Origin of the sequence: Halomonas sp. JB37 (genome assembly GCF_002332255.1) — a bacterium.
Taxonomy (GTDB): domain Bacteria; phylum Pseudomonadota; class Gammaproteobacteria; order Pseudomonadales; family Halomonadaceae; genus Vreelandella; species Vreelandella casei.
In genome coordinates, this window is sequence record NZ_NRGW01000001.1 from 2,627,670 (window position 1) to 2,650,567 (window position 22,898).

The 22,898-nt window shown below is 54.9% G+C and carries 18 protein-coding genes; 9 read left to right on the forward strand and 9 right to left on the reverse strand.

Going from position 1 to position 22,898, the window contains the following annotated elements; translation table 11 throughout:
- Positions 1 to 90: 90 nt before the first annotated feature.
- From CIK78_RS12240 to CIK78_RS12250, 3 genes are all read right to left on the reverse strand, one after another.
- Positions 91 to 1,326, reverse strand: a complete 1,236-nt coding sequence (locus CIK78_RS12240) for an ABC transporter substrate-binding protein (RefSeq protein ID WP_096280419.1) — start codon at positions 1,324 to 1,326, stop codon at positions 91 to 93.
- A 75-nt stretch (positions 1,327 to 1,401) separates the two neighbouring features.
- A complete protein-coding gene (locus tag CIK78_RS12245; protein WP_096282372.1) occupies positions 1,402 to 2,094 on the reverse strand; it encodes an ABC transporter ATP-binding protein in 693 nt (230 codons plus the stop codon).
- A 77-nt stretch (positions 2,095 to 2,171) separates the two neighbouring features.
- Entirely contained in the window at positions 2,172 to 2,960 is a 789-nt protein-coding gene (locus CIK78_RS12250; RefSeq protein ID WP_096280422.1) for an ABC transporter ATP-binding protein, read from the reverse strand.
- Between the two features lie 336 nt (positions 2,961 to 3,296).
- Between CIK78_RS12250 and CIK78_RS12255 the strand changes: the two genes are divergently transcribed.
- From CIK78_RS12255 to CIK78_RS12295, 9 genes are all read left to right on the forward strand, one after another.
- Positions 3,297 to 3,776 carry a MerR family DNA-binding transcriptional regulator gene (locus tag CIK78_RS12255; RefSeq protein WP_096280425.1) on the forward strand — a complete coding sequence of 160 codons (480 nt, stop codon included), beginning with the start codon at positions 3,297 to 3,299 and terminating at the stop codon, positions 3,774 to 3,776.
- Positions 3,777 to 3,828: 52 nt separating this feature from the next.
- Positions 3,829 to 4,998 (forward strand): isovaleryl-CoA dehydrogenase, encoded by a 1,170-nt coding sequence (locus CIK78_RS12260; protein ID WP_096280429.1) that lies wholly within the window; start codon positions 3,829 to 3,831, stop codon positions 4,996 to 4,998.
- A gap of 48 nt (positions 4,999 to 5,046) precedes the next feature.
- Positions 5,047 to 6,654, forward strand: coding sequence for a carboxyl transferase domain-containing protein (locus tag CIK78_RS12265; RefSeq protein WP_096280432.1), 1,608 nt, complete (start codon positions 5,047 to 5,049; stop codon positions 6,652 to 6,654).
- 29 nt (positions 6,655 to 6,683) lie between these two features.
- A complete protein-coding gene (locus CIK78_RS12270; protein ID WP_096282373.1) occupies positions 6,684 to 7,508 on the forward strand; it encodes an enoyl-CoA hydratase/isomerase family protein in 825 nt (274 codons plus the stop codon).
- Entirely contained in the window at positions 7,505 to 9,577 is a 2,073-nt protein-coding gene (locus CIK78_RS12275) for an acetyl/propionyl/methylcrotonyl-CoA carboxylase subunit alpha (RefSeq protein WP_096280435.1), read from the forward strand. Before CIK78_RS12270 ends, CIK78_RS12275 begins: the two co-directional genes overlap by 4 nt.
- Before the next feature lie 11 nt (positions 9,578 to 9,588).
- Entirely contained in the window at positions 9,589 to 10,497 is a 909-nt protein-coding gene (locus CIK78_RS12280) for a hydroxymethylglutaryl-CoA lyase (RefSeq protein ID WP_096280438.1), read from the forward strand.
- 73 nt (positions 10,498 to 10,570) lie between these two features.
- Positions 10,571 to 12,274: an AMP-binding protein gene (locus tag CIK78_RS12285; protein WP_096280442.1), complete on the forward strand. Its 1,704-nt coding sequence runs from the start codon at positions 10,571 to 10,573 to the stop codon at positions 12,272 to 12,274.
- A 6-nt stretch (positions 12,275 to 12,280) separates the two neighbouring features.
- Positions 12,281 to 13,117, forward strand: a complete 837-nt coding sequence (locus CIK78_RS12290; protein ID WP_096280445.1) for a class I SAM-dependent methyltransferase — start codon at positions 12,281 to 12,283, stop codon at positions 13,115 to 13,117.
- Between the two features lie 47 nt (positions 13,118 to 13,164).
- Entirely contained in the window at positions 13,165 to 13,728 is a 564-nt protein-coding gene (locus CIK78_RS12295) for a hypothetical protein (RefSeq protein WP_096280448.1), read from the forward strand.
- On the opposite strand, the gene CIK78_RS12300 is transcribed toward CIK78_RS12295, so the two are convergent.
- From CIK78_RS12300 to relA, 6 genes are all read right to left on the reverse strand, one after another.
- On the reverse strand, positions 13,725 to 15,620 hold the full coding sequence (locus tag CIK78_RS12300) for a monovalent cation:proton antiporter-2 (CPA2) family protein (RefSeq protein WP_096280451.1): 1,896 nt from the start codon (positions 15,618 to 15,620) through the stop codon (positions 13,725 to 13,727). The genes CIK78_RS12295 and CIK78_RS12300 overlap by 4 nt on opposite strands.
- A 4-nt stretch (positions 15,621 to 15,624) precedes the next feature.
- Complete coding sequence (locus tag CIK78_RS12305) at positions 15,625 to 15,900, reverse strand: DUF1294 domain-containing protein (RefSeq protein WP_096280454.1); 276 nt, start codon at positions 15,898 to 15,900, stop codon at positions 15,625 to 15,627.
- A 44-nt stretch (positions 15,901 to 15,944) separates the two neighbouring features.
- Positions 15,945 to 16,970: a 23S rRNA pseudouridine(2604) synthase RluF gene (rluF, locus tag CIK78_RS12310; protein ID WP_096280457.1), complete on the reverse strand. Its 1,026-nt coding sequence runs from the start codon at positions 16,968 to 16,970 to the stop codon at positions 15,945 to 15,947.
- A gap of 79 nt (positions 16,971 to 17,049) precedes the next feature.
- Complete coding sequence (gene ppc, locus CIK78_RS12315; protein WP_096280460.1) at positions 17,050 to 19,698, reverse strand: phosphoenolpyruvate carboxylase; 2,649 nt, start codon at positions 19,696 to 19,698, stop codon at positions 17,050 to 17,052.
- Positions 19,699 to 19,751: 53 nt separating this feature from the next.
- A complete protein-coding gene (gene mazG, locus CIK78_RS12320) occupies positions 19,752 to 20,606 on the reverse strand; it encodes a nucleoside triphosphate pyrophosphohydrolase (protein ID WP_096280463.1) in 855 nt (284 codons plus the stop codon).
- Positions 20,606 to 22,882 (reverse strand): GTP diphosphokinase, encoded by a 2,277-nt coding sequence (relA, locus tag CIK78_RS12325; protein ID WP_096280466.1) that lies wholly within the window; start codon positions 22,880 to 22,882, stop codon positions 20,606 to 20,608. The genes mazG and relA overlap by 1 nt, the downstream gene beginning before the upstream one ends.
- Positions 22,883 to 22,898 lie beyond the last annotated feature (16 nt).

Below are 22,898 nucleotides of genomic sequence, written 5' to 3' on the forward strand. Positions count from 1 at the left end.
GGTTGGCGGCATAACGCCGCCAACCATTGCTACACATCACGTGTAAAATCACTCCAGATGAGTTCTTATCCAAACTAGCTCTTATCCAAATCAGTTCTGTACCAGCTTGCACTGGCTTTCGGATAGCGGACGGTAGGCTTCTTCGGCGGGAATAGTGCTGAGGATCTCGTAAAGGTCCCATTCACCGGTAGACTCTTCAGGCGTTTTTACCTGGGCAAGGTACATGTCGTGCACCATGCGGCCATCTTCACGAATACGGCCATTGCGTGCGAAGAAATCGTTGATCGGCATCTCAGCCATTTGGGCACGAATGGTTTCAGGGTCGTCAGTACCGGCCTCTTCAACGGCTTTCAGGTAATGCATGGTGCTGGAATAAATACCGGCTTGTACCATCGTTGGCATACTGCCCACTTCATCAAAGTAGCGCTGCGCCCATTCACGCGACTGCTCGTCCATATCCCAGTACCAGCCGGTGGTCAGCAGCAGGTTTTGGGTGGCTTCTAAACCAAGCGCGTGAACATCGTTCAAGAAAATCAACAGGCCCGCTAGCTGCTGACCAGATTGAGTCAGGCCAAACTGGCTGGCCGTGGTGATGGCATTAACGGTATCGGCTCCCGCATTGGCTAGGCCAACAATTTTGGCACCCGACCCTTGGGCCTGCAGGATATAAGACGAGAAATCGTTAGTCGGGAACGGATGGCGGACACCGCCGACGATTTCACCACCGCTGGCTTCAACTACCTTGGTTACATCGGCTTCCAGGGCATGGCCAAAAGCGTAGTCTGCTGTCAGTAGGAACCATGTGTCGCCGCCCTGCTCTACGACCGCTTTTGCAGTACCGTTAGCCAGCGGATAGGTATCGTATACCCAGTGAATGTGGTTAGGAGTGCAGTGTTCGTTGGTAATACTGGACGCCGCCGAGCCAGACACAATGCCGAGTCCGTTATTTTCCTCAAGCACTTTAGTGACCGCAATCGACACTGAAGAGGCGACCAGACCCGCCACCATATCGACGTTATTCTGGTCGATCCAGCCACGCACCGTATTGGCACCCACGTCGGCACTGTTGCGGTCGTCTGCGCTGAACAACACAATTGGGCTACCGTTTACGCTGCCGCCGAAATCCGCAACGGCCATTTCAAGTGCGGTTAGCCCGCCGGGGCCTGCCAAGTCACGATAAGTACCGGACATATCGGCCAGGTAGCCGATTCGAACTTCGCTATCGCTCATTTCGGCGTGAGCAGTGGAAACAGCAAAGCTAGCGGCAGCCGCAACGGCAATGCTGGCTGCCAGCTTTGTTTTGGTCAGATTTTTCATAAAGGTCATGTTCGTCTCCTGGCCTTTAGGGCCTTTGTTGTTGTGTAACGACATACTTTGAGCAGAGTGCGTTTTATCGGCGCGCTATACGCCTAACATGGAGTTGAGATGCTCGCGGCGCGACGGTAGTTGCGCGGCGGTAATTTCCTCAACAATCTGGCCGTGATCCATCACGAAGTGGCGGTCGGCTAGCGGTGCTGCAAAGCGAAAATTCTGCTCTACCAGCACAATGGTCATACCGCGCGCTTTCAACTGAATTAATACCTCGGCTAGTTTCTGCACAATCACCGGAGCGAGGCCTTCGGTAATTTCATCAAGCAGCAGCATGCGTGCGCCGGTGCGCAAAATTCGCGCCATGGCCAGCATCTGCTGTTCGCCGCCGGAAAGCCGTGTGCCCTGGCTTTTACGCCGCTCATAAAGATTCGGAAACATGGCGTAGATTTCATCCAGACTCATGCCGCCTGAGCTAACGGTCGGGGGTAACAGTAGGTTTTCGTGAACATCAAGACTGGCAAATATGCCGCGTTCTTCCGGGCAATAACCAATGCCTAAACGCGGAATATGATGCGGCTTCATCGCAAGCGTTTCATTGCCATTAATCACGATAGAGCCCGTACGCCGCCCCACCATGTTCATAATCGCTTTCAGCGTGGTGCTGCGTCCTGCACCGTTGCGGCCAAGCAGTGTCACCAGCTCGCCGCGCTTAACGTTAAAATTTACGCCGTGCAGGATATGCGATTCACCGTAAAACGCGTGTAGATCCTGAACACGTAACATTTCCAGGCTTTGAGTATTTTTGATTAGAGCAGGGTCGGTTAAAGCAGAGTCGATAGGCGCTTGCTCTTCAGCAGTCTTCATACGACGGCCTCCTCTTCAGCGGCATCACTGCCCATATAGGCTTCGCGAACCAGCGGATTACGAGACACACTTTGATAATCGCCTTCTGCTAATACTGATCCTCGCGCCAATACGGTGATGCGATCACACAGGCGGCTAACAACGCTCAGATTGTGTTCTACCATCAACACGGTGCGCCCTTTCGATACACGTTTAATCAAGGCCACGATACGATCAACATCTTCTGCGCCCATGCCCTGCGTTGGCTCATCCAGCAACATCATGGTCGGGTCTAGCGCCAAGGTAGTTGCCAGTTCAAGCGCTCGCTTGCGCCCATAGGGCATTTCCACCGTTAAGGTGTCGGCGTACTCACGAAGGCCGACTTCTTCCAGCAGCTCAAGAGCGCGTTCATTGAGATGATCGAGCGACTTCTCTGATTTCCAGAAATGAAACGATGTCCCCAGCTTGCGCTGCAGCGCCACTCGTACATTTTCTAATGCCGTCATATGGGTAAATACGGCTGAGATCTGAAACGAACGCACCAGGCCTAGCTGAGCAATCTGGTTCGATTTTTTACTGGTGATCGACTGGCCACGGTACAAAATATCGCCGCGTGTGGGCGGTAAAAACTTGGTCAGTAGATTAAAGACGGTGGTCTTGCCCGCGCCATTAGGACCAATCAACGCGTGGATATGCCCTTCCTGTACCTGAAGATTGACGTTGTCTACGGCGGTAAAGCCGCGAAACTCTTTGGTCAGCCCTCGTGTTTCGAGGACAGGTCCCTGAATGACATCGTTTGCACTCATGGAGTGACAAGCCTCTTATTGTTTTTGTGCTAGATCTTTACAGGTAAGCAGAGTCCTTACCACTGCCTTGACCTGAACGTAAGGTATGTGTGCAAACTAGCAACTCTAGCCGTAGCAATACAATTACAACTTTGGTCTATCGGCTTTACACACCCAAACCAATGCACACTGTAAATACTTAACTATCAAATATTTAGTCACTTTCAACGCATTTCAACTGCGCACAACTATTGCTTTACGTTAACGTAAACTTGTTTTAGCCTCATTGGCAGTGTTCCATAGGAGCTATAGCTAAGCTGTATATCTAGGAACAAGCCTTTTGAGAGAACGTCGACCATGAGCAAAACTTACTCGATCAGCGAGTTGGCCAGCGAGTTTGACTTAACTACCCGCAGCATCCGTTTTTATGAAGATCAAGAGTTGCTCCACCCTACTCGGCGCGGCCAAACGCGCGTTTACAGCAGCAAAGACCGGGTGCGGCTTAAACTCACTATCCGCGGCAAGCGGTTGGGGTTTTCGCTGGCTGAAATTCGCGAACTGTTTGAGCTCTGGGATGAGACGCGCAGCGGCAGTAAAAAGCAGCTGCACTTAATGCTCAGCAAAATTGGCGAGCGGCAAGCGGCGCTTGATCAGCAAATGAAAGACATCACCATGGTGCAGCTAGAGCTTGAAAGCGCCGAAATACGCTGCCGCCAAGCGCTGGAAGAACTGTTCGAAAAAGAACCCGGCGAAAAAACGTCCAAACCAAAACAGCCGAAAGAAGAACAGTCGGGTTCAAACAAGCACCCCCAATCCCCCTCTTCCGCCAGCGTCTAGTCATCACAGTTCACTAACCGTTATCAGTACAATTTATAAAAGGTGATTGACCATGTTTTCACACTACTCAGAACTCAATTTTGGCCTCGATGACGAACTGAATATGCTGCGCGAGCAGGTCAATGCCTTTGCCGCCAGCGAAATTGCCCCGCGCGCTGCCGAGATTGATCGCAACAACGAGTTCCCCAACGACCTGTGGAAGAAGTTTGGCGACATGGGGCTGCTGGGGATTACCGTTTCTGAAGAAGACGGCGGCAGCGGCATGGGCTATCTGGCTCACTGTATCGCCATGGAAGAAATTTCTCGTGCTAGCGCATCGGTTGCCCTTTCCTACGGCGCTCACTCTAATCTGTGCGTCAACCAGATCAAGATTAATGCGACCCCTGAGCAGAAAGCGAAATATCTGCCCAAGCTGATTAGCGGCGACCACGTAGGTGCCCTGGCAATGTCAGAACCCGGTGCCGGCTCTGACGTGGTGTCGATGCAGCTTCGCGCCAAGAAAAATGGCGATCACTACGTGCTAAACGGCAACAAAATGTGGATCACCAACGGTCCGGATGCGGACGTACTAGTGGTGTATGCCAAGACTGATCCAGAGGCCGGTTCAAAAGGGATCACCGCGTTTATCATCGAAAAAGGCATGCCCGGTTTTTCTACCGCTCAAAAGCTCGACAAGCTCGGCATGCGTGGCTCTAACACCTGCGAACTGGTGTTTCAGGACTGCGCCGTACCCGCTGAAAACATCCTGGGCGGTGAAGGCAAAGGTGTTCGCGTGTTAATGAGCGGGCTGGACTATGAGCGCACCGTGCTGGCCGCGGGCCCGATTGGCATTATGCAGGCCGCCATGGACGTGGTGATGCCGTATATCCACGAACGTAAGCAGTTCAACCAGTCGATTGGCGAGTTTCAGTTGGTGCAGGGCAAAGTCGCTGACATGTACACCACGTTGAACGCCTGTCGCGCCTATTTGTATGCCGTGGCGGGCGCCTGCGACCGCGGCCAGACCTCGCGCAAAGACGCGGCGGGGGTCATTCTTTACTGCGCTGAAAAAGCCACTCAGGTAGCGCTGGATTCTATCCAACTGCTGGGCGGCAATGGCTATATCAACGAATACCCCACCGGGCGCCTGCTGCGTGATGCCAAGCTGTATGAAATCGGCGCGGGCACCAGTGAGATTCGGCGGATGTTAATTGGCCGCGAACTCTTCACCGAAACCCTTTAGCAAGCGGGTTTCATAAACGTCTTTAACAAACGTCATTAGGGTCGCGCCATGAGTACTATCAATAGCCAAGTCAATCCGCGTAGCGATGTGTTTCAAGCCAATGAAGCCTCACTGCTCGGCGAAGTTAATAAGCTGCGCGAGCTGACGGCCACCGTTGCCCAAGGTGGCGGTGCCAAGGCCCGCGAACGCCATGAAAGCCGCGGCAAGCTGTTTGTGCGCGACCGCATTGATCACTTGATTGATGAAGGCTCTCCTTTTTTAGAGTTTTCCGCCCTGGCGGCTCATAACATCTACGATGGTGATATTCCCGCCGCAGGTGTTGTGACCGGTATTGGTCGCGTCTCTGGCGTTGAGTGCGTCATTGTGGCCAACGATGCCACGGTTAAAGGCGGCACATACTTCCCGCTGACCGTTAAAAAGCATCTTCGCGCCCAGGAAATTGCCCGCAAGCATCGTCTGCCGTGCATTTATTTAGTCGACTCCGGCGGCGCCTTTTTGCCCCGCCAAGATGAAGTCTTTCCTGATCGCGACCATTTCGGGCGCATTTTCTATAACCAGGCCACTATGTCGGCGGAAGGCATTCCGCAAATTGCCGTGGTTATGGGTTCCTGTACCGCAGGCGGTGCTTACGTTCCCGCCATGGCCGATGAATCGATCATCGTTAAAGAGCAGGGCACGATTTTTCTCGGTGGCCCGCCACTGGTCAAAGCCGCGACCGGGGAAAGCATTAGCGCAGAAGATTTGGGCGGTGCAGACGTTCACGCCAAGATCAGCGGTGTTGCCGACCATTACGCCGAAAACGACGTCCATGCGCTGCAGCTTGCTCGCGCCTGCGTCTCGCGCTTGAACTGGCAAAAGCGCGGCCAATTGGCGATGCAGGCGCCCAAGCCACCCAAACTCGACCCTGCTGAGCTATACGGCATTGTCGGCACCGATCTTAAAAAACCCTATGACGTGCGCGAAGTCATTGGTCGTATCGTTGATGACTCCGACTTTGATGAGTTCAAACGTTACTACGGCGAAACCTTGGTGACCGGCTTTGCGCATATCCATGGTTTCCCGGTTGGCATCGTGGCCAACAATGGCGTGCTGTTTTCAGAAAGCGCCGTCAAGGGTGCGCACTTTATTGAGCTGTGCGCCCAGCGCAAGATTCCGCTGATCTTTTTACAGAACATTACCGGCTTTATGGTTGGCTCTAAGTACGAGCACGAAGGCATCGCCAAGCATGGCGCTAAGCTGGTGACCGCCGTGGCCTGCGCGAAAGTACCAAAGTACACCGTACTGATTGGGGGTAGCTTTGGCGCCGGTAACTACGGCATGTGTGGCCGTGCTTATGATCCCAACCTACTGTTTATGTGGCCTAACGCACGCATTTCCGTCATGGGGGGTGAGCAGGCAGCAGGCGTACTGGGGCAGGTCAAACGCGAGCAGCACGAGCGCGAAGGCCGCGAGTGGAGCAAAGAGGAAGAAGAAGCCTTTAAGCAGCCCACCCGCGAGCAGTATGAACATCAGGGCCACCCCTATTACGCCAGCGCCCGCTTATGGGACGACGGCGTGATTGATCCGCTGCAAACCCGCGATGTGCTGGGGCTTTCCCTCGCCGCGGCGATGAATGCTGAAGTCGAAGAGACGCGCTTCGGCGTGTTCCGGATGTAGGGGCAAATACAATGACTGATTCAGCACTGATGACTTACTCAACACTGATTCTAGAAAACGGCGTGGCGCGCCTGACCTTAAACCGCCCAGAGGTGCATAACGCCTTTGATGACAGCCTGATCGCCGAACTGAACGAGCACCTGCATACGCTGCATGAGCTTGCCGCCACAGGCGAGGTGCGCGTCGTCGTGCTGGGCTCCGAAGGCAAAAGCTTCTCAGCGGGTGCCGACTTAAACTGGATGAAGCGCATTGTCGATTACGATCTTGAAGACAATTTAGCCGATTCCCGCAAGCTTTCCGCGCTTATGCACGGCTTGGATACGTTGCCCTGCCCCACGGTTTGCCGTGTACAGGGGGCAGCCTATGGCGGCGCGGTGGGTTTGGCTGCCTGCTGCGATGTGGTAATTGCCTCAGATAAAGCCAGATTCTGCCTGTCGGAAGTTAAAATCGGCCTCTCACCGGCGGTGATTAGCCCCTATGTACAGCGCGCGTTAGGTGAACGCCAGATGCGCCGCTATGCGTTAACGGCGGAAATCATCGATGCCCCCACGTCGTTGGCGCTCGGCTTAACTCACCAGGTCGTAGAGCACGAGGCATTAGATACCGCCATAGACACCATGATAGCCACTCTGCTGGCGGGATCGCCCCAAGCCCAACGTACTTCTAAGGCACTGATGGCCACGGTTTCTCAAGCGCCTGATGCTGAGGAGACCCGCGAGCATACCTGCCAGGTGATCGCCAAGCTGCGGGTAAGCCCAGAAGGCCAAGAGGGTTTATCCAGCTTCTTTGAAAAGCGCCGCCCCGCCTGGGCCGAATCTAACCATGCATCTCACGCTTCGGAGCGTCGCTCATGAGTCACTCGCCTTTTGATACCTTACTGGTCGCTAACCGGGGCGAAATTGCCTGCCGAGTGATGCGCACCGCGCGCCGTATGGGTTTAAAAACCGTCGCGGTCTATTCCGATGCCGACGCCACTGCGCGGCACGTGCGTGAAGCCGACGAGGCCATTCGCCTTGGCCCCGCTGCCGCGCGCGAAAGCTATCTTAATATCGACGCGGTCATTGACGCTGCCAAGCGCACCGGTACCGGCGCGATCCACCCGGGCTACGGCTTTCTATCCGAAAATGGCAGCTTTGTTAAAGCATTAGAACAGGCGGGCATTATTTTTGTGGGGCCGCCCGCATCAGCAATCGCGGCAATGGGTGATAAATCCGCGGCGAAGGTGCGCATGGCCAACGCCGGCGTGCCGCTGGTACCGGGCTACCACGGCGATGATCAGAACGATGCCCTGCTGCGCGCTGAAGCAGACAAAATAGGCTACCCGGTGATGCTAAAAGCCAGCGCGGGTGGCGGCGGTAAAGGCATGCGCGTGGTGGAAAGCGGCGATGCGTTTCAGGCCGCGTTAGACGGCTGCCGACGCGAGTCTAAAGCCGCGTTCGGCGACGACCGCATGCTGATCGAAAAGTATCTGGTGCAGCCACGCCATGTGGAAGTCCAGGTATTTTGCGATCGCTACGGCAACGGGGTGTATTTGTTCGAGCGCGACTGCAGCGTTCAGCGGCGTCATCAAAAAGTCATCGAAGAAGCGCCCGCCCCCGGCATGACCGCCGAGCTGCGCAGTGCCATGGGCAACGCCGCCGTTCGCGCCGCTCAAGAGATAGGTTACGTAGGCGCGGGCACCGTCGAGTTTTTGCTAGACGGTTCGCCAGGACAAGATGGCTCGTTCTACTTTATGGAGATGAACACCCGCCTTCAGGTTGAGCACCCGGTCACAGAGATGATCACCGGCCAAGACCTGGTTGAATGGCAGCTGCGCGTGGCCATGGGTGAACCGCTGCCCTGCTCCCAAGACGAGCTCACCATCAGCGGGCATAGCTTTGAAGCGCGCATTTACGCTGAAGACCCGGAGCAGGATTTTTTACCCGCCACCGGCCTGCTCACCCACTTTACGCTTGATTTAGAAGGCGCTGGCTTAGACTCTTTTGAAAATCAGGATCAGGTACGCCTGGACAGCGGCGTGGAAAGTGGCGATGCGGTGTCCATGCACTACGACCCCATGCTCGCCAAACTCATTGTGCATGGCGCTGACCGTAATGCAGCGCTAGCCACCCTTAACCGCGCGCTAGCGGCCTTGGATGTTCAAGGGGTAGTGACCAACCGTGCCTTCTTAATGCGTTTGGCGACTCACCCGAACTTCAAAGATCTGGGTGCTAATAACGTCGAGCTGGATACGCGCTTTATCGAGCGCAACGAAGCCACTCTTTTCGCCCCGCGCGTCTTTAGCAATGAAGACTACGCCAGCGCAGCGCTGATTGGCCTTAATCAGTTGGCTAACGAATGCCACAGCGATTCTCCCTGGGACCGTCACGACGGCTTTCGCCTGAATGCGCCTCACACTATCCGCATCGCGCTGTGCGACCCTGCCAGTGCCCAGACTGCCGAGGGCGAAAATGCCGTGGTAACAGTGGAAGGCAAGCGCAACGCCGGTGAATCACTCTGGAACCTGACTGTCGGCGATGAAACACTCACGGCCAGCGTACAGCCGCTCACCGGCGATGCGGTAGCGGTCACGCTAAACGGCCATCGCCGCCGGCTACAGGCGCGCCGAGACGGCAATGTAGTCGTCATGGCCGACCCCAGCGGTGAAACCCGGCTATTCTGGCGGCGTATTGATGCCATCAATCACGGCCAGCATGAGGCGGAATCGACCCTGACCGCGCCCATGAATGGCACCGTCGTCGCGCTGCTGGTAGCGCCCGGCGCGGCCGTTGAGAAAGGCATGCCGCTGATGGTCATGGAAGCGATGAAAATGGAGCACACCATGATTGCACCTGCCGACGGCAGTGTGGAAACCTTTCATTTCCAGGCAGGCGACACCGTTAATCAAGGGGCCGTGCTGCTCGATTTTGCGGCCAACGAATAAGGAGCTCACCGATGGCACTGCCTACGTCAGTCAGGCTTTTCGAAATGGCCCCCCGTGACGGCCTACAAAACGAGCCGGGGGCAATCGTGCCTAGCGCAACCAAAATTGCTCTTATCGAACGGCTTGCTAGCGCGGGCATCACGCATATTGAAGCCGCAAGCTTCGTCTCGCCCAAGTGGGTGCCGCAAATGGGTGATGCGGCTGAAGTGATGCGCGGCATTCAGCGTCAGCCGGGCGTGGTCTACTCCGCGCTTACTCCCAACCTTAAAGGGCTGGAAAACGCACTGTCCGTCGGTGTGGAAGAAGTCGCGGTATTTGGTGCCGCGTCCGAAGCCTTCTCGCAGAAGAACATCAACTGTTCGATTGCTGATTCGCTGGCGCGCTTTGAGCCCGTATTGGAGCGTGCACGAGATGCCGGTGTACGGGTGCGTGGCTATGTCTCCTGTGTGCTGGGCTGCCCTTACGAGGGAGATATTGCCCCTGCTAAAGTGGCGGAAGTCGCCAAGGCGCTTTATGAGATGGGCTGCTACGAGGTGTCGCTGGGCGATACGATTGGTGTCGGCACCCCGCTGGCGGCCAAGCGTATGATTGAAGCCACTCGGCAGCACGTGCCTATCGAGCATCTCGCCGCTCACTTTCATGATACCTACGGTATGGCGCTGGCTAATTTATATGCAGTAATGGAAGAAGGCATTAGCGTTATCGATGCCGCCACGGCTGGCCTTGGCGGCTGCCCGTATGCCAAGGGTGCGTCCGGCAACGTAGCCACCGAAGACGTGCTCTATTTGCTTGAGGGGCTAGGCATTAAAACGGGAATCGACCTGCAGGCCATTATCGATACCGCCTTCTGGGTGACAGGCGAGCTAGGCCGCAAGCCAGGCTCTAAAGTGGCGTTGGCGAAAGGTCTTATACAACAATAACGAACGCCCATAGCAGCCGCCAATCAGCCTCTGGCTATCCGTCTGACAAGAAAAAATATCGGAGAGATCGACCATGTCCTCACCAGCATTCACCTTACCCAGCTACACCAGCAGCACGGCAGACAAGCCTTTACTCGGCATGACTATCGGTGACAAATTCGATCAGATAGCGCACCAGCATGCCGATAACGATGCGCTGATCGTCGTGCATCAAAACATCCATTGGAGCTATCAAAAGCTTCAGGAAGAAGTTAACCGCTGTGCCCGTGCTCTGCTGTCTATTGGCGTTAAAAAAGGCGATCGCGTAGCGATCTGGGCACCCAACTGCAGCGAATGGACGCTAACGCAGTTTGCTACCGCTAAAATTGGCGCCATTCTGGTCAACATTAATCCTTCTTACCGAACCCATGAGCTTGAATACTCGCTGAATCATTCCGGCGCACGCTTTTTAGTCACCGCCAACCAGTTCAAAAACTCCGATTACAGCGAGATGCTGTATGAGCTAGCGCCAGAACTTAACGATTGCATGGAAGGTGAACTGAAGTCGCAAAAGCTGCCAGATCTTGAATGCATCATCAACTTAAGCCACGACAAGCTGCCCGGCATGTGGCGCTGGTCAGATCTAATGCAGGAAGCCGACAAGGTTAGCCAAACCGATCTCAATGATCTGCAGGCCACGCTGCAATTTGATGACCCGATCAATATTCAGTACACCTCTGGCACTACCGGCTTTCCCAAAGGCGCCACGCTTTCCCATCACAATATTCTTAATAATGGTTTTTTCGTTGCCGAAAGCATGGGCTTTACGAGCCAAGACCGGCTGGTCATTCCGGTGCCGCTGTATCACTGTTTCGGCATGGTAATGGGTAACTTGGGCTGTATTACTCACGGCGCAACGATGATCTACCCCGATGAAGGCTTTGATCCAGGCAAAGTGCTTAAAGCGGTTGATGAGCTAAAAGCCACTGCTCTCTATGGCGTGCCGACGATGTTCATCGCAGAGCTTGATCATCCTGACTTCCCGACCACCGACCTTTCATCCCTGCGCACGGGCATTATGGCAGGCTCGATCTGCCCGACTGAGATCATGAAGCAAGTGATCAGTAAGATGAATATGAAAGGCGTTCAGATCGCTTACGGCATGACTGAAACTAGCCCGGTTTCTACCCAAACCGGCGCCAATGATAGCGTTGAAAAACGCGTTTCTACCGTGGGCCGTACCCAGCCTCATCTTGAAAATAAAATTGTCGACCCTGGTAACGGCGGCATTCTACCCCGGGGTGAAATCGGCGAACTCTGCACCCGTGGCTACAGCGTAATGCTGCGATACTGGAACAATGACCAAGCCACCGCTGAAGCAATCGATGAGGCTGGCTGGATGCACACTGGTGATCTAGCCACCATGGACGAAGAAGGCTATATCCAAATCGTAGGCCGCATAAAAGACATGGTCATTCGCGGCGGCGAGAACGTTTACCCTAAAGAAGTTGAGGAATTCCTGTACGCCCACCCTGCGATCTCCGATGTGCAGGTCACCGGCGTGCCTGACAAAAAGTACGGAGAAGAACTGATTGCCTGGGTAAAACTTAACGGCACCGCCGGCGACGTCACCAGCGACGACCTACGCGAGTTCTGCAAAGGCAAAATCACCCACTTCAAAGTTCCACGCTACTTTAAGTTCGTTGACGAGTTCCCGATGACGGTCACCGGCAAAATTCAAAAATTCAAAATGCGCGAAATTTCCATTCAAGAACTAGGCTTGGAACAAGAGAAGTAATCCGCCATGCCATCCTTCCATCCGCTAGCGGACCATTATCAGCGCGCCCTGCGCGCTGATGACGTGCTTGCTCAGATCGATGTTCACTATCCGGACGGCCCCACGCTGCATCAGCTTGCCCCGTTGGATCAGCTACATATTGGCGGCGTAGCGGCCTCTTCCCGGCTGCTCGAACGGCTCAGCGCGAGCTTGGATATTCGCGCCCACCCGAAAGTGCTGGATATCGGCGCAGGGTTAGGCGGACTGATGCGCCAAGGCGCCGCGCTCGGCTTTCAAATGACCGGGCTGGATATTACGCATGGGTTCAGCGCACTCAATCAAGCGCTGAGTACGCGAGTTCAGCAACCTGATGCCCACTTGCTTTCCTGGGTAACGGGCGACGCAAGTGCTCTGCCGTTTGCGGACAATAGTTTTGATGTGGTGCTGTTTCAGCATAGCCTACTCAATATGCCCGATGCGCCCCGGGTGCTGGCGCAAAGCCGCCGCGTACTGCGCCCGGGCGGGCAGCTAGTAATGCACGAAGTGGTCAGTGGGCCCAACGTAGCAGCGCTGCGTTTCCCGGTACCCTGGGCAGTATCGCTTGAGCACTCTCACCTGCTGAGCCTAATAGAGTTAACCCAGCTGCTTGAAGCGGGTGGTTTTGCTATTGAGCACGTAGATGATTGGAGTGATGCCGCCTTAGCGTGGCGCCACCGCCAGCGTAAAAAAGAACAGACGCCGCGACAGGCCGTACTCTCGCCCCAGTGGGTGTTCGGAGAACGCTTCATCGGTATGGGCAAAAACCTAGTCGATAACTTGGCGGAAGGTGCAATTAAAGTGGTAGAGATTCAAGCCAGTTGCTAATCTGAATGCAAATAACGTTTTCTCCTCCTGCGATAGGTGTACGAGAAATGCCAATAAAACGCTTGGCAAGCACCCTAGTTTGTTGCTCTGTTCCGTGGTTAAGCAGCTACGCCGATGATACCCCGCCGGTAATGGCCTACACGGCTGCCGACAGTGAGCTTATGCAGCTAGACAACGGGGTTATCTTGGAAGGTAGCGATCTCAGCAGCCTAGACACGTATACCAGTGGCTTTCGGCTAACGGCAGGTTTTAGCCCTTGGCGCCTTCCCCAACTGGATATCGGCGCTGAAATTGCCTATCGCGAAAGCGAAGAAGTCGCCATTGCCTCCAATATTAACCCGCTGATTATGGATACGCTGAGCTTGGGCGGCGCCATTATTGCCGGAGTTCGCATGGGCGCCTTTAGCGTCTATGCGAAATCCGGCATCACCGAATGGCGCGGTGAAAGCAATGTGGAAGGTGCCGACGAAAGCGGTAGCGCAATGCTGCAAGGCTTTGGTGCGACCATGACGATTAATCGGCTGGTCAGTCGCTTAGAGTATGAACGCATCGATGCCCCCACGCTCAACCACCTCAATATGCTAAGCGCCTCGTTGCATCTGCCGTTTTAACGGTTTTCATCTTCTGAAGGCGCTGGCGGTGTCCAAACTGGTACATCTTCGCGCTGTGGCTCGTTCCAATCTTGCTGCATAGCGCTGTTCAAAGCGCTTTCCAGCTTCATAAACAGCTCGCCGTAGCGGGGGCTAAAGCTAATACCTTGCTCTATTTCTTTCCAAACGTTAAACAGCTCATCTTCATGGGCCTTTTCATTCTGCACAAAAGCCCAGGTCATTTGCTTAGCCCGCATGGGGTGAACGCCCATGGCAGTTAGCGCATGACCGCCCAACTCTAAGGCAGAATGATAGGTTTCACTCACCACATCATCGGCACCAGCTTCTCGCAGCCGATAGCCGTGGCCACGGTCGAAAGCCCGCGCTAGCACCCAGAGTTTGGGATAGAACTGCTTGACGTGCTTAACCATTTGCACAGCGCGGTCAGGGTCGTCTATTGCGATAACGATCAACCGCGCGTTCTCAATCCCAGCGGTTTCTAGCAAATCGGAGCGGGTGGCGTCACCAAAGTAGCTTTTAATATTGATCTTACGCAGGTTCTCGATCTGCTCGATCTCATGATCCAGCGCCACAATAGGAATGTTGTTGGCGCGTAGCAAACGGCAGATAATTTGCCCAAACCGACCGACGCCAGCCACGATAACGGGCGCCTCTTCTTCGATCGTATCAGCCTCACGATCATCGTTGGAGGCAGTTCGATAGTACGGCAACACTAGCCTGTCGTAGACGATAAACAGCAGCGGCGTTAAGAACATCGACAGGGCCACAACGAGCGAAAGAATCTGAGCAATATCAGCCGGTATAACGCTATTTTGTACGCTATAGGTAAGCAATACAAAGCCAAACTCGCCGGCCTGGGCAAGGCTTAAGGTAAACAGCCAGCCGTTACTGCCCCGCACTTTGAACAGCAGCGCCAAGCCCAGCAAGACGATGCCCTTGACCACGATAACCGCCAAGCCTAACGAAAGAATCGTGCCCCACTCTGCTGCCAGCACAGAAAAATTGATCCCCGCCCCAACGGTAATAAAAAACAACCCCAGCAGCAGGCCTTTAAACGGCTCAATATTGGCTTCAAGCTCGTGCTTGAACTCACTGTTAGCGAGCACCACACCGGCTAGAAATGCACCCAACGCCGGCGATAAATTAACTAGGCTCATTAGTGCGGCAATACCTATCACCAGCATTAGCGCCGTGGCGGTAAACACCTCACGCAGGCCAGAGCCAATCACATAGCGAAACAGTAAAGGCACTAGGTAGTAGCCACCAACCACCACGCTCCCAATGGCCGCCACGACCACCAGGGCATGTGCCCAGCCAGGCAGGCTGGATACTAGACTTAAGCTTGCGTGGGCGTCATCACCGCCGGCGCTCATTAATGCAGGCAGCGCTAGCAGCGGAATAAGCGCCAGCATGGGAATAACAGCAATATCTTGAAACAGTAAAACCGAGAAAGCACTGCGCCCACCTTCGGTTTTAACAAGCCCTTTTTCATTTAGCGTTTGGAGCACAATCGCAGTAGACGACAGTGCAAAAATAAACCCGATAGCTAATGACGTTTGCCACACCAAGCCCAGCCACCAAGCGATAGCCGCACCGGCTGCCGCCGTTAGCACCACCTGAAGCCCTCCCAATCCCAGCAGGCGTACGCGCATGGCCCACAGCGCTTTGGGATCAAGCTCCATACCGACTAAAAATAGCATCATCACGACGCCAAATTCCGCGAAGTGCTGAATCGTATTGGTCTCTTGACCGACCAGCCCTAGGATGGGGCCAATGACCACGCCGGCAACCAAATAACCCAACACTGACCCCAGACCAAAGCGCTTGGCGAGAGGAACCGCAATCACCGCGGCCAGCAGATAGATAAACGCTTGAACAAAGTAGGCCGTCATTTTTTCATCCGCCGTAAGGGTAGAGCACGAAACCAACTAAACATGCCAAATTGGCAATAACCGTCAGCCAAAAAAAGACTCGGAAGCTGGTTTTTTGCGTTTTATGCCGCCACCGCTGCTGCGCCAGCAGTGCCCCTGGCCAGCCACCGGCTAGTGCAAGCAGGTGAAGCGATTTTTCACTCACCCGCCGGCGGTTTTTAATCGCCGCTTTTTTATCGATAACATAAGTGATGTAGGTGATCACGCTAACCACCGCATAAAGTGCCGCAATATAAATCAATATGGTTGAACCTGAAAAAGATAAGCAATGATCGTCGCTGTCGACTACTTACGTCGCTGAGAAGGCTTGCCACCGGCGGTAGGCTTACCCCGCGCGATGTGTCCTTTACCCGTCCCTTTCGCGCCAGCTTTGCCCTTGGCGCCGGGTTTATTTGCGCCAGGCTTTCCTACCGTCGAGCTTTTGCCTTTGGCATGGGGCTTACCTGATCGAGCAGTTTTAGCTCTTGGGTCTTTGTGTACTTTGCCGCTGCCAGCCTTGGCGCCAGGCTGGTTTTTCTTTTCAGTATTTGAACGTGCGCTGTAGTTGGGTCTGTCAATTTTAGGTTTGCTTTTCTTCTTCTCTGGCGCAGCCTCTGAGCTTTCGGTCAGCGTGACGATGGTATCGATCTCTTTAACGGTTAGATCGCGCCAGTCGCCCAGCGCTAAGCCTTTAAGCGGTACGTTCATAATCCGCGTGCGAATTAGCTGCGTAACGTCATAGCCAAAATATTCGCACATGCGGCGAATTTGGCGATTGAGCCCTTGCACCAAGGTAATCGTGAATACAAACGTCGACTCTTTGCGCAATTTACAGCGCTTGGTTACCTTGCCGAGAATAGGTACACCATTCTGCATGCCGTCAATAAACTCATCGGTAACCGGCTTGTTGACCGTCACCTGATACTCTTTTTCATGATTGTTATTAGCGCGTAAAATCTTATTAACCAAGTCGCCGTTATTGGTTAAAAAAATCAGCCCCTGGGAGTCTTTGTCGAGCCTACCGATGGGAAAAATGCGCGCGCCGTGTTTTACAAACTCAACGATATTGTCTTTTTCGCTGGATTCGGTGGTGCTGACAATGCCCACCGGCTTATTCAGCGCAATCAGAACCAGATCATCTTCCTCCTGAGGCTCAATGTCTTGGCCATTAACTTTAACCAGATCCCCCGCGACCACCTGGTCGCCGGTAGTGGCGCGGCGACCGTTAATCCAGACGTTGCCCTGCTCCACAAAACGGTCGGCTTCGCGTCGCGAGCACATACCGCTTTCACTAATGTACTTATTAATACGAGTAGATTTTCGTAACGACATAAAACGTTAACCAGCGGTAATAGATCAAAAAAACGCTGCCGCCCAGTGACAGCAGCGCTCAATAAACACGAAAAACGGGCTAGCCCGTGTTGCGCAGCCCTGCCGCAATGCCGGCCATGGTGACCATCAACGCACGCGAAAGGTCTGCGCTAATAGCACCGTCGGCGTCACGATTACGCTGCAGCAGCTCCGCCTGAAGGCCGTGGAGCGGGTCGATGTAAGGATTACGCACATCAATCGCTTGGCGAATCAGCGGCGTGTTCTCTAGCAGCTTTTCTTGCTGAAGAATATCGAGAACCGCATCTTCCAATGATGCGAAACGATGGCGTAATTTTTTACCCAGCGCTTTTAGCGAAGGTTCATCCACCAAACGGTGCTCGTAATACGCTGCAATCGCCACGTCAGCTTTGGCCAACAGCATCTCAAGCATGTCCAAGTAGGTACCGAAGAATGGCCAGTCCTTGCGCATTTCCTGCAGCACTTCGCGCCCGCCGGGCTGTTCCAGCCGCTTCGCAAAAGCTTCGCCACTGCCCAGCCATGCGGGCAACATTAGGCGAATCTGTGTCCAGGCGAAAATCCATGGAATCGCGCGCAGCGTTTCGACGCCGCCATCTTGACGGCGCTTGGTGGGCCGCGAGCCTAGCGGTAGTCGCCCTAATGCTCCTTCGGGGGTGACCGCACGGAAATACGGCACAAAATCGGGGTCTTCCCTCACGACGCCTACATAGGCGGCATGGCCGACCTTCGCGAGCTGGTCCATCTCCTCGCGCCACTGAGGTTCTGGCGCACGCGGCGGCAGCAGCGTCGCTTCAAGCACCGCACAGGCATAGATTTCCATAGAACGCAACGCGATATCCGGCTGGCCAAACTTGAAGCGAATCATCTCGCCCTGTTCGGTCACCCGCAGGCTGCCGTTCACCGAGCCCGGGGGCTGAGAGAGAATCGCCGCATGGGCAGGACCGCCGCCACGACCTACTGTGCCACCGCGACCATGAAACAAGGTTAAGTCCACGCCATGGCGCTCGCATACAGCCACAAGCGATTCTTGGGCACGGTACTGAGCCCAGGCTGCTGCAAGCTGACCGGCATCTTTAGCCGAGTCTGAGTAACCAATCATGACCTCTTGGCGGTCGCCAATTAGCGCACGATAGCCCGGTATTGAGAGCAGCTGATCAACCACGGCGCCGGCATGATCCAGGTCGTTGAGCGTTTCAAACAGCGGTGCAATCGGCAGCGTCATCTGCCCACCGACTTCTTTCATCAGCAGCGCTACGGTGAGCACATCTGAAGGCTCTGCGGCCATGGAGATAATGTAAGTACCCAGCGCTTCGGTGTGCTCTTGAGCAATCACTTTAAAGGTGTCCAGCACTTCACGAGACTCGGCCGAGCAGTCCCAGCGACGCGGAATCAGCGGTCGACGCGAGGCAATCTCAGACAGCAGGAATTCTTGGCGCTTGGCTTCGTCCCACTCTTGGTAGTGGCCAAGCCCAAGTGCACTGGTTAGCTCTTCGATAACCTGGGCATGGCGGCTCGCTTCTTGGCGCAGGTCCAGCTTGGTTAGCGTCACGCCAAATACTGCCACTCGACGCAGGGTATCAAGCAGCGCGCCGTTGGCAATGGTATCGAGGCCAACATCGCACAGCGAGCGGTAGCAGGCGAGCAGCGGCGAGTAGAGCTGATCGCGGGTTTCAATAATAGGCCCGCCGTCATAGTTACGTCCGTCCAGCTCGGCCTTAGCCCAGTCGCGGGTCGCTTCGACTCTTGCTAGCAAGCGCTTGAGAACTTCGCGATACGGTTCCGCCACATCACCGGCTTCGGCTTTAAGTGCACTATTGGCCTTCCACATGGAAAGCTCGGTTTTCAACTGTTCAAGATCGCGCAAATACAGATCGGCGGCCATCCAGCGACCCAGCAATAGCACTTCGCGGGTCACCTTAGCGGTAACGTTGGGGTTGCCATCGCGATCGCCGCCCATCCAGGAAGCGTAGCGTATAGGCGCGGCATCCAGAGGCAGCCGCTCACCTGCTGTATCCAGCAGCAGGTTGTCCAGATCGCGATGAAAATCAGGCACCGCCTGCCACAGTGAATTTTCAATGACAGCAAAACCCCACTTGGCCTCATCCACCGGTGTTGGCCGCTCGTGGCGGATCTCATCGGTGTGCCAGGCTTGGCTAATTAGCTCTTCCAGGCGCCCCTGGGCACGGGCGCCACGCTCAGGATAATCTTCCGAGCTTTCAATAGCGGTTAAGCATTCATCAATCGCATCGTATTTTTGAATGAGCGTACGGCGAATAACTTCGGTGGGATGCGCAGTCAGAACAAGCTCAACGCGCATATTGGCGAGCGTTTCGACCAGCTTACGCGGTGAATTACCGGCTTTTTTGGCACGCTCAAGCAGTTCGCCGAGCACTGGTTGGAAGCCGGGTTTGTAATCTTCAACGCGACGAAAACGCGCCCGGTAGTGCTGCTCGGCAATATTAGCCAGATTCAAAAACTGGTTAAACGCCCGAGTGACCGGCAGCAGGTCACGCTCGGGTAGCTGGCGAAGATACTCAATTAACTCACGCTGCTGCAGCGAATCACCCTGACGCCCGCGCTTGGCATGGGCGCGAATCGTTTCAATTTTATCGACAAATGCTTGGCCTAAATCATCGGCAATCGTTCGCCCCAGGCTATCACCTAGAATGCGTACGTTATCGCGCAGGGATTCGTGTAGGTCTTGACTCATTGGCATGGCCTCCTTGCAAAGGTCGCATCATCATTAGATTAAGCATGATTAAATCAGGAATGGCTGGGGTGTTTTTCTTGTGCTTTAGCTGCCTGCCAGTGGGCCTCCATTTCATCTAGAGAGGCATCTTGTAGCGGCCGCTGGGCAGCGCTAAGTTCGCGCTCAATATGGCGAAAACGGCGTTCGAATTTAGCATTAGTGGCACGCAGGCACTGTTCAGGGTCTGCATTCAGCGTGCGGGCAAGATTGGTTACCGCAAACAACAGGTCGCCCACTTCTTCTTGGGCATGCCGCTGGTCGCCGGCGGCAAGCGCCTCCTCGACTTCGGCCAGCTCCTCACGAATTTTGGCTACTACGCCTTCAGCATCAGGCCAATCGAAGCCCACCCTTGCGGCCCGTTTAGACAGCTTAGCGGCGCGGCTAAGTGCAGGTAGCGTGCGCGGCACGTCGTCGAGTACCGACGGCATATCGGCGGCTTTTTCGGCGCGCGCTCTTTGCTCACGCTCTTCGGCTTTCAGCGACTCCCAGCGGCTGTTGACCTGCTGAGACTGTATCTCTTCAGCGCTCACGCCCGGCGAGCGGCGCGAGGCAAGCGTGCCGTCGGGAAACACGTGGGGATGGCGGCGCAGCATCTTAGCGGTCAGCGTATCGACAATGTCAGCAAAGTCGAAGCGCTGCTCCTCTGCACCGAACTGAGCATAATAAACCACTTGGAAAAGTAGGTCGCCTAGCTCGCCGGGCAGTTCATTGAAAGCACGCCTTTCAATGGCATCGGCCACTTCATACGCTTCTTCCAATGTGTGCGGCACGATGCTGTCCCAATTTTGCTGCAGATCCCACGGGCAGCCCTGCTCGCAATCGCGCAGCACCTGCATAAGGGTCAGCAGATCATCCATACGGTGGCGCATTATGCTCCTCCCTTGCGACGTTGGTGATCGGGGTCGGCGTTACGCAGGCGGCGCACTTCGGTGACGTTAGGCAACTGCTGAATACGTGAAAACAGACGACCCAGTGACTCAAGGCCATCCACTTCTAACGTTATCCGCAGACGAGCGATGCTCTCGTCGGTATTGGTTAAGGTATTGACGGCGAGGACGTTGACCTTTTCATTACCCAATAAGCTGGTGACATCACGCAGCAGCCCCGAACGATCCCAGGCTTGAATTTCAATCGTCACCGGATAGCGCGTCTGGGCACGCTCGCCCCACTCTACCTCAATAATGCGTTGAGGCTCGTCCAGGCGTAATTGCAAAATATTGCTGCAGTCCTGACGATGAACGGTGACGCCACGCCCTTGAGTGATAAAGCCAACAATTGGCTCGCCGGGCACCGGACGGCAGCAATTCGCCATACTGGTTTTGAGATTGCCTACGCCAAGCACCGTAATATCGCTTTTCGTGGCCTTGCTCGATTGGCGCTTAGGCTTGGCAAGCAGCCGGTCGAGCTGCTCTTGGTCATCGGTCTCGCCGAACAGCTGCTGCGCCTGGTGAAGCACTTGGCCAATACGTAAGTCACCGGCGCCGATTGCGGCATACATATCCTCAGCATTGAGGTAGTTCACGGCCTTCGCCAACCTAGGCAGGTCAAGGTCTTCGACATCTAGACGGCGCATCTCGCGGTCAAATAGCGCGCGCCCTTCGTCAAGGTTCTGATCCCTCGCCTGGTGCTTAAACCACGCTTGTATTTTGGCTCTGCCGCGGGAAGTTCGCACGTAGCCCAGGCTAGGGTTTAGCCAGTCGCGGCTAGGCCCGCCTTTAGTGGCCGTTAGAATCTCCACCTGCTGGCCGGTTTTCAACTTATAAGTCAGCGGCACAATGCGGCCATTAATTTTGGCGCCCCGGCAACGGTGGCCTATTTCCGTGTGCACGCGGTACGCAAAATCGATGGGGGTCGCGACACGCGGCAGGTCAATCACATGGCCATCTGGGGTAAAGACGTAGATACGGTCAGGGGCGACATCGCTGGCCAGTCCTTCGCGGAGATCGCCAAAGCCGCCAACTTCGTCCTGCCACTCCAGCACTTGACGCAGCCAAGCGATTTTTTCTTCGTAGCTACGACTTTTAGCGTTGGTATCATGGCCTTTGTAGCGCCAGTGGGCACAAACGCCTAGCTCGGCTTCTTCGTGCATGGCGAAGGTGCGAATCTGAATTTCGAGCACCTTGTTTTCTGGCCCCATCACGGCCGTATGCAGTGACTGATAGCCATTTTTTTTGGGGTTGGCGATATAGTCGTCAAACTCATTGGGCACATGATGCCAGCGCGAGTGAATAATCCCGAGTACGGTGTAGCAGTCGGTCACCTCAGGCACCAAAATGCGCACCGCGCGCACATCGTTGACCTGGGAGAAGTCGATCCGCTTGCGCTTCATCTTTCGCCAGATTGAGTAGATGTGCTTGGCGCGACCATCCACGTCATAGCGGTGAATGTGCTGAGCTTCCATCAAGGCTTTGATGGTTTCCACGACATCATGAATATAACGGTCGCGGTCAAGGCGCTTTTCCGCCAGTAGCTTAGCAATCGCTTTGTATTCATCTTCGTGCAAATAGCGAAACGAGAGGTCTTCCAGCTCCCACTTAAGTTGACCAACCCCTAGCCGATGCGCCAGCGGGGCATAAATATCGGCAACTTCACGGGCAACCTGTAAACATTTTTCCAGCGGCGCATCTTTGACCTGACGCAGCGCACAAGTACGCTCGGCGATTTTGATCAGCGCCACGCGCACGTCACCGACCATATTGACCAGCATTTTGCGCAGATTTTCCTGCTGATTATGCTGCCCCATAGCATGGTCAGGCGCCAGCGGATAGCTGATCGCAGCCATTTGCAATACGCCATCAATGAGGCTGGAAACCTCACTACCAAAACGCTTGGAGACGCCCTCAAGGCTGAGTAAACCCTCTCGCACAGAGCGATAGAGCACTGCGGCTTCAAGAGTGGCTTGATCGAGCTTCAAATCACCAAGAATATCCGCCATTTCCAGCCCCATTCGGAAGCTAGAGCCGGGCGATAGCCAGACGCGATGCGTACGTGGCGCCTCAATTTCCAGCGTTTCGGCTAGTTTACAGGCGTCGACTAATCGCTCAGGATCCCTTAGGCGCACATCTTCTTGCAGGCGCGTTAACCATTGTTGTATGTCTACCTGCCCGCTAGCAGTGAGCGGTTGGTCCTCACGCACTTTTACCATGACAATAATTCATCCA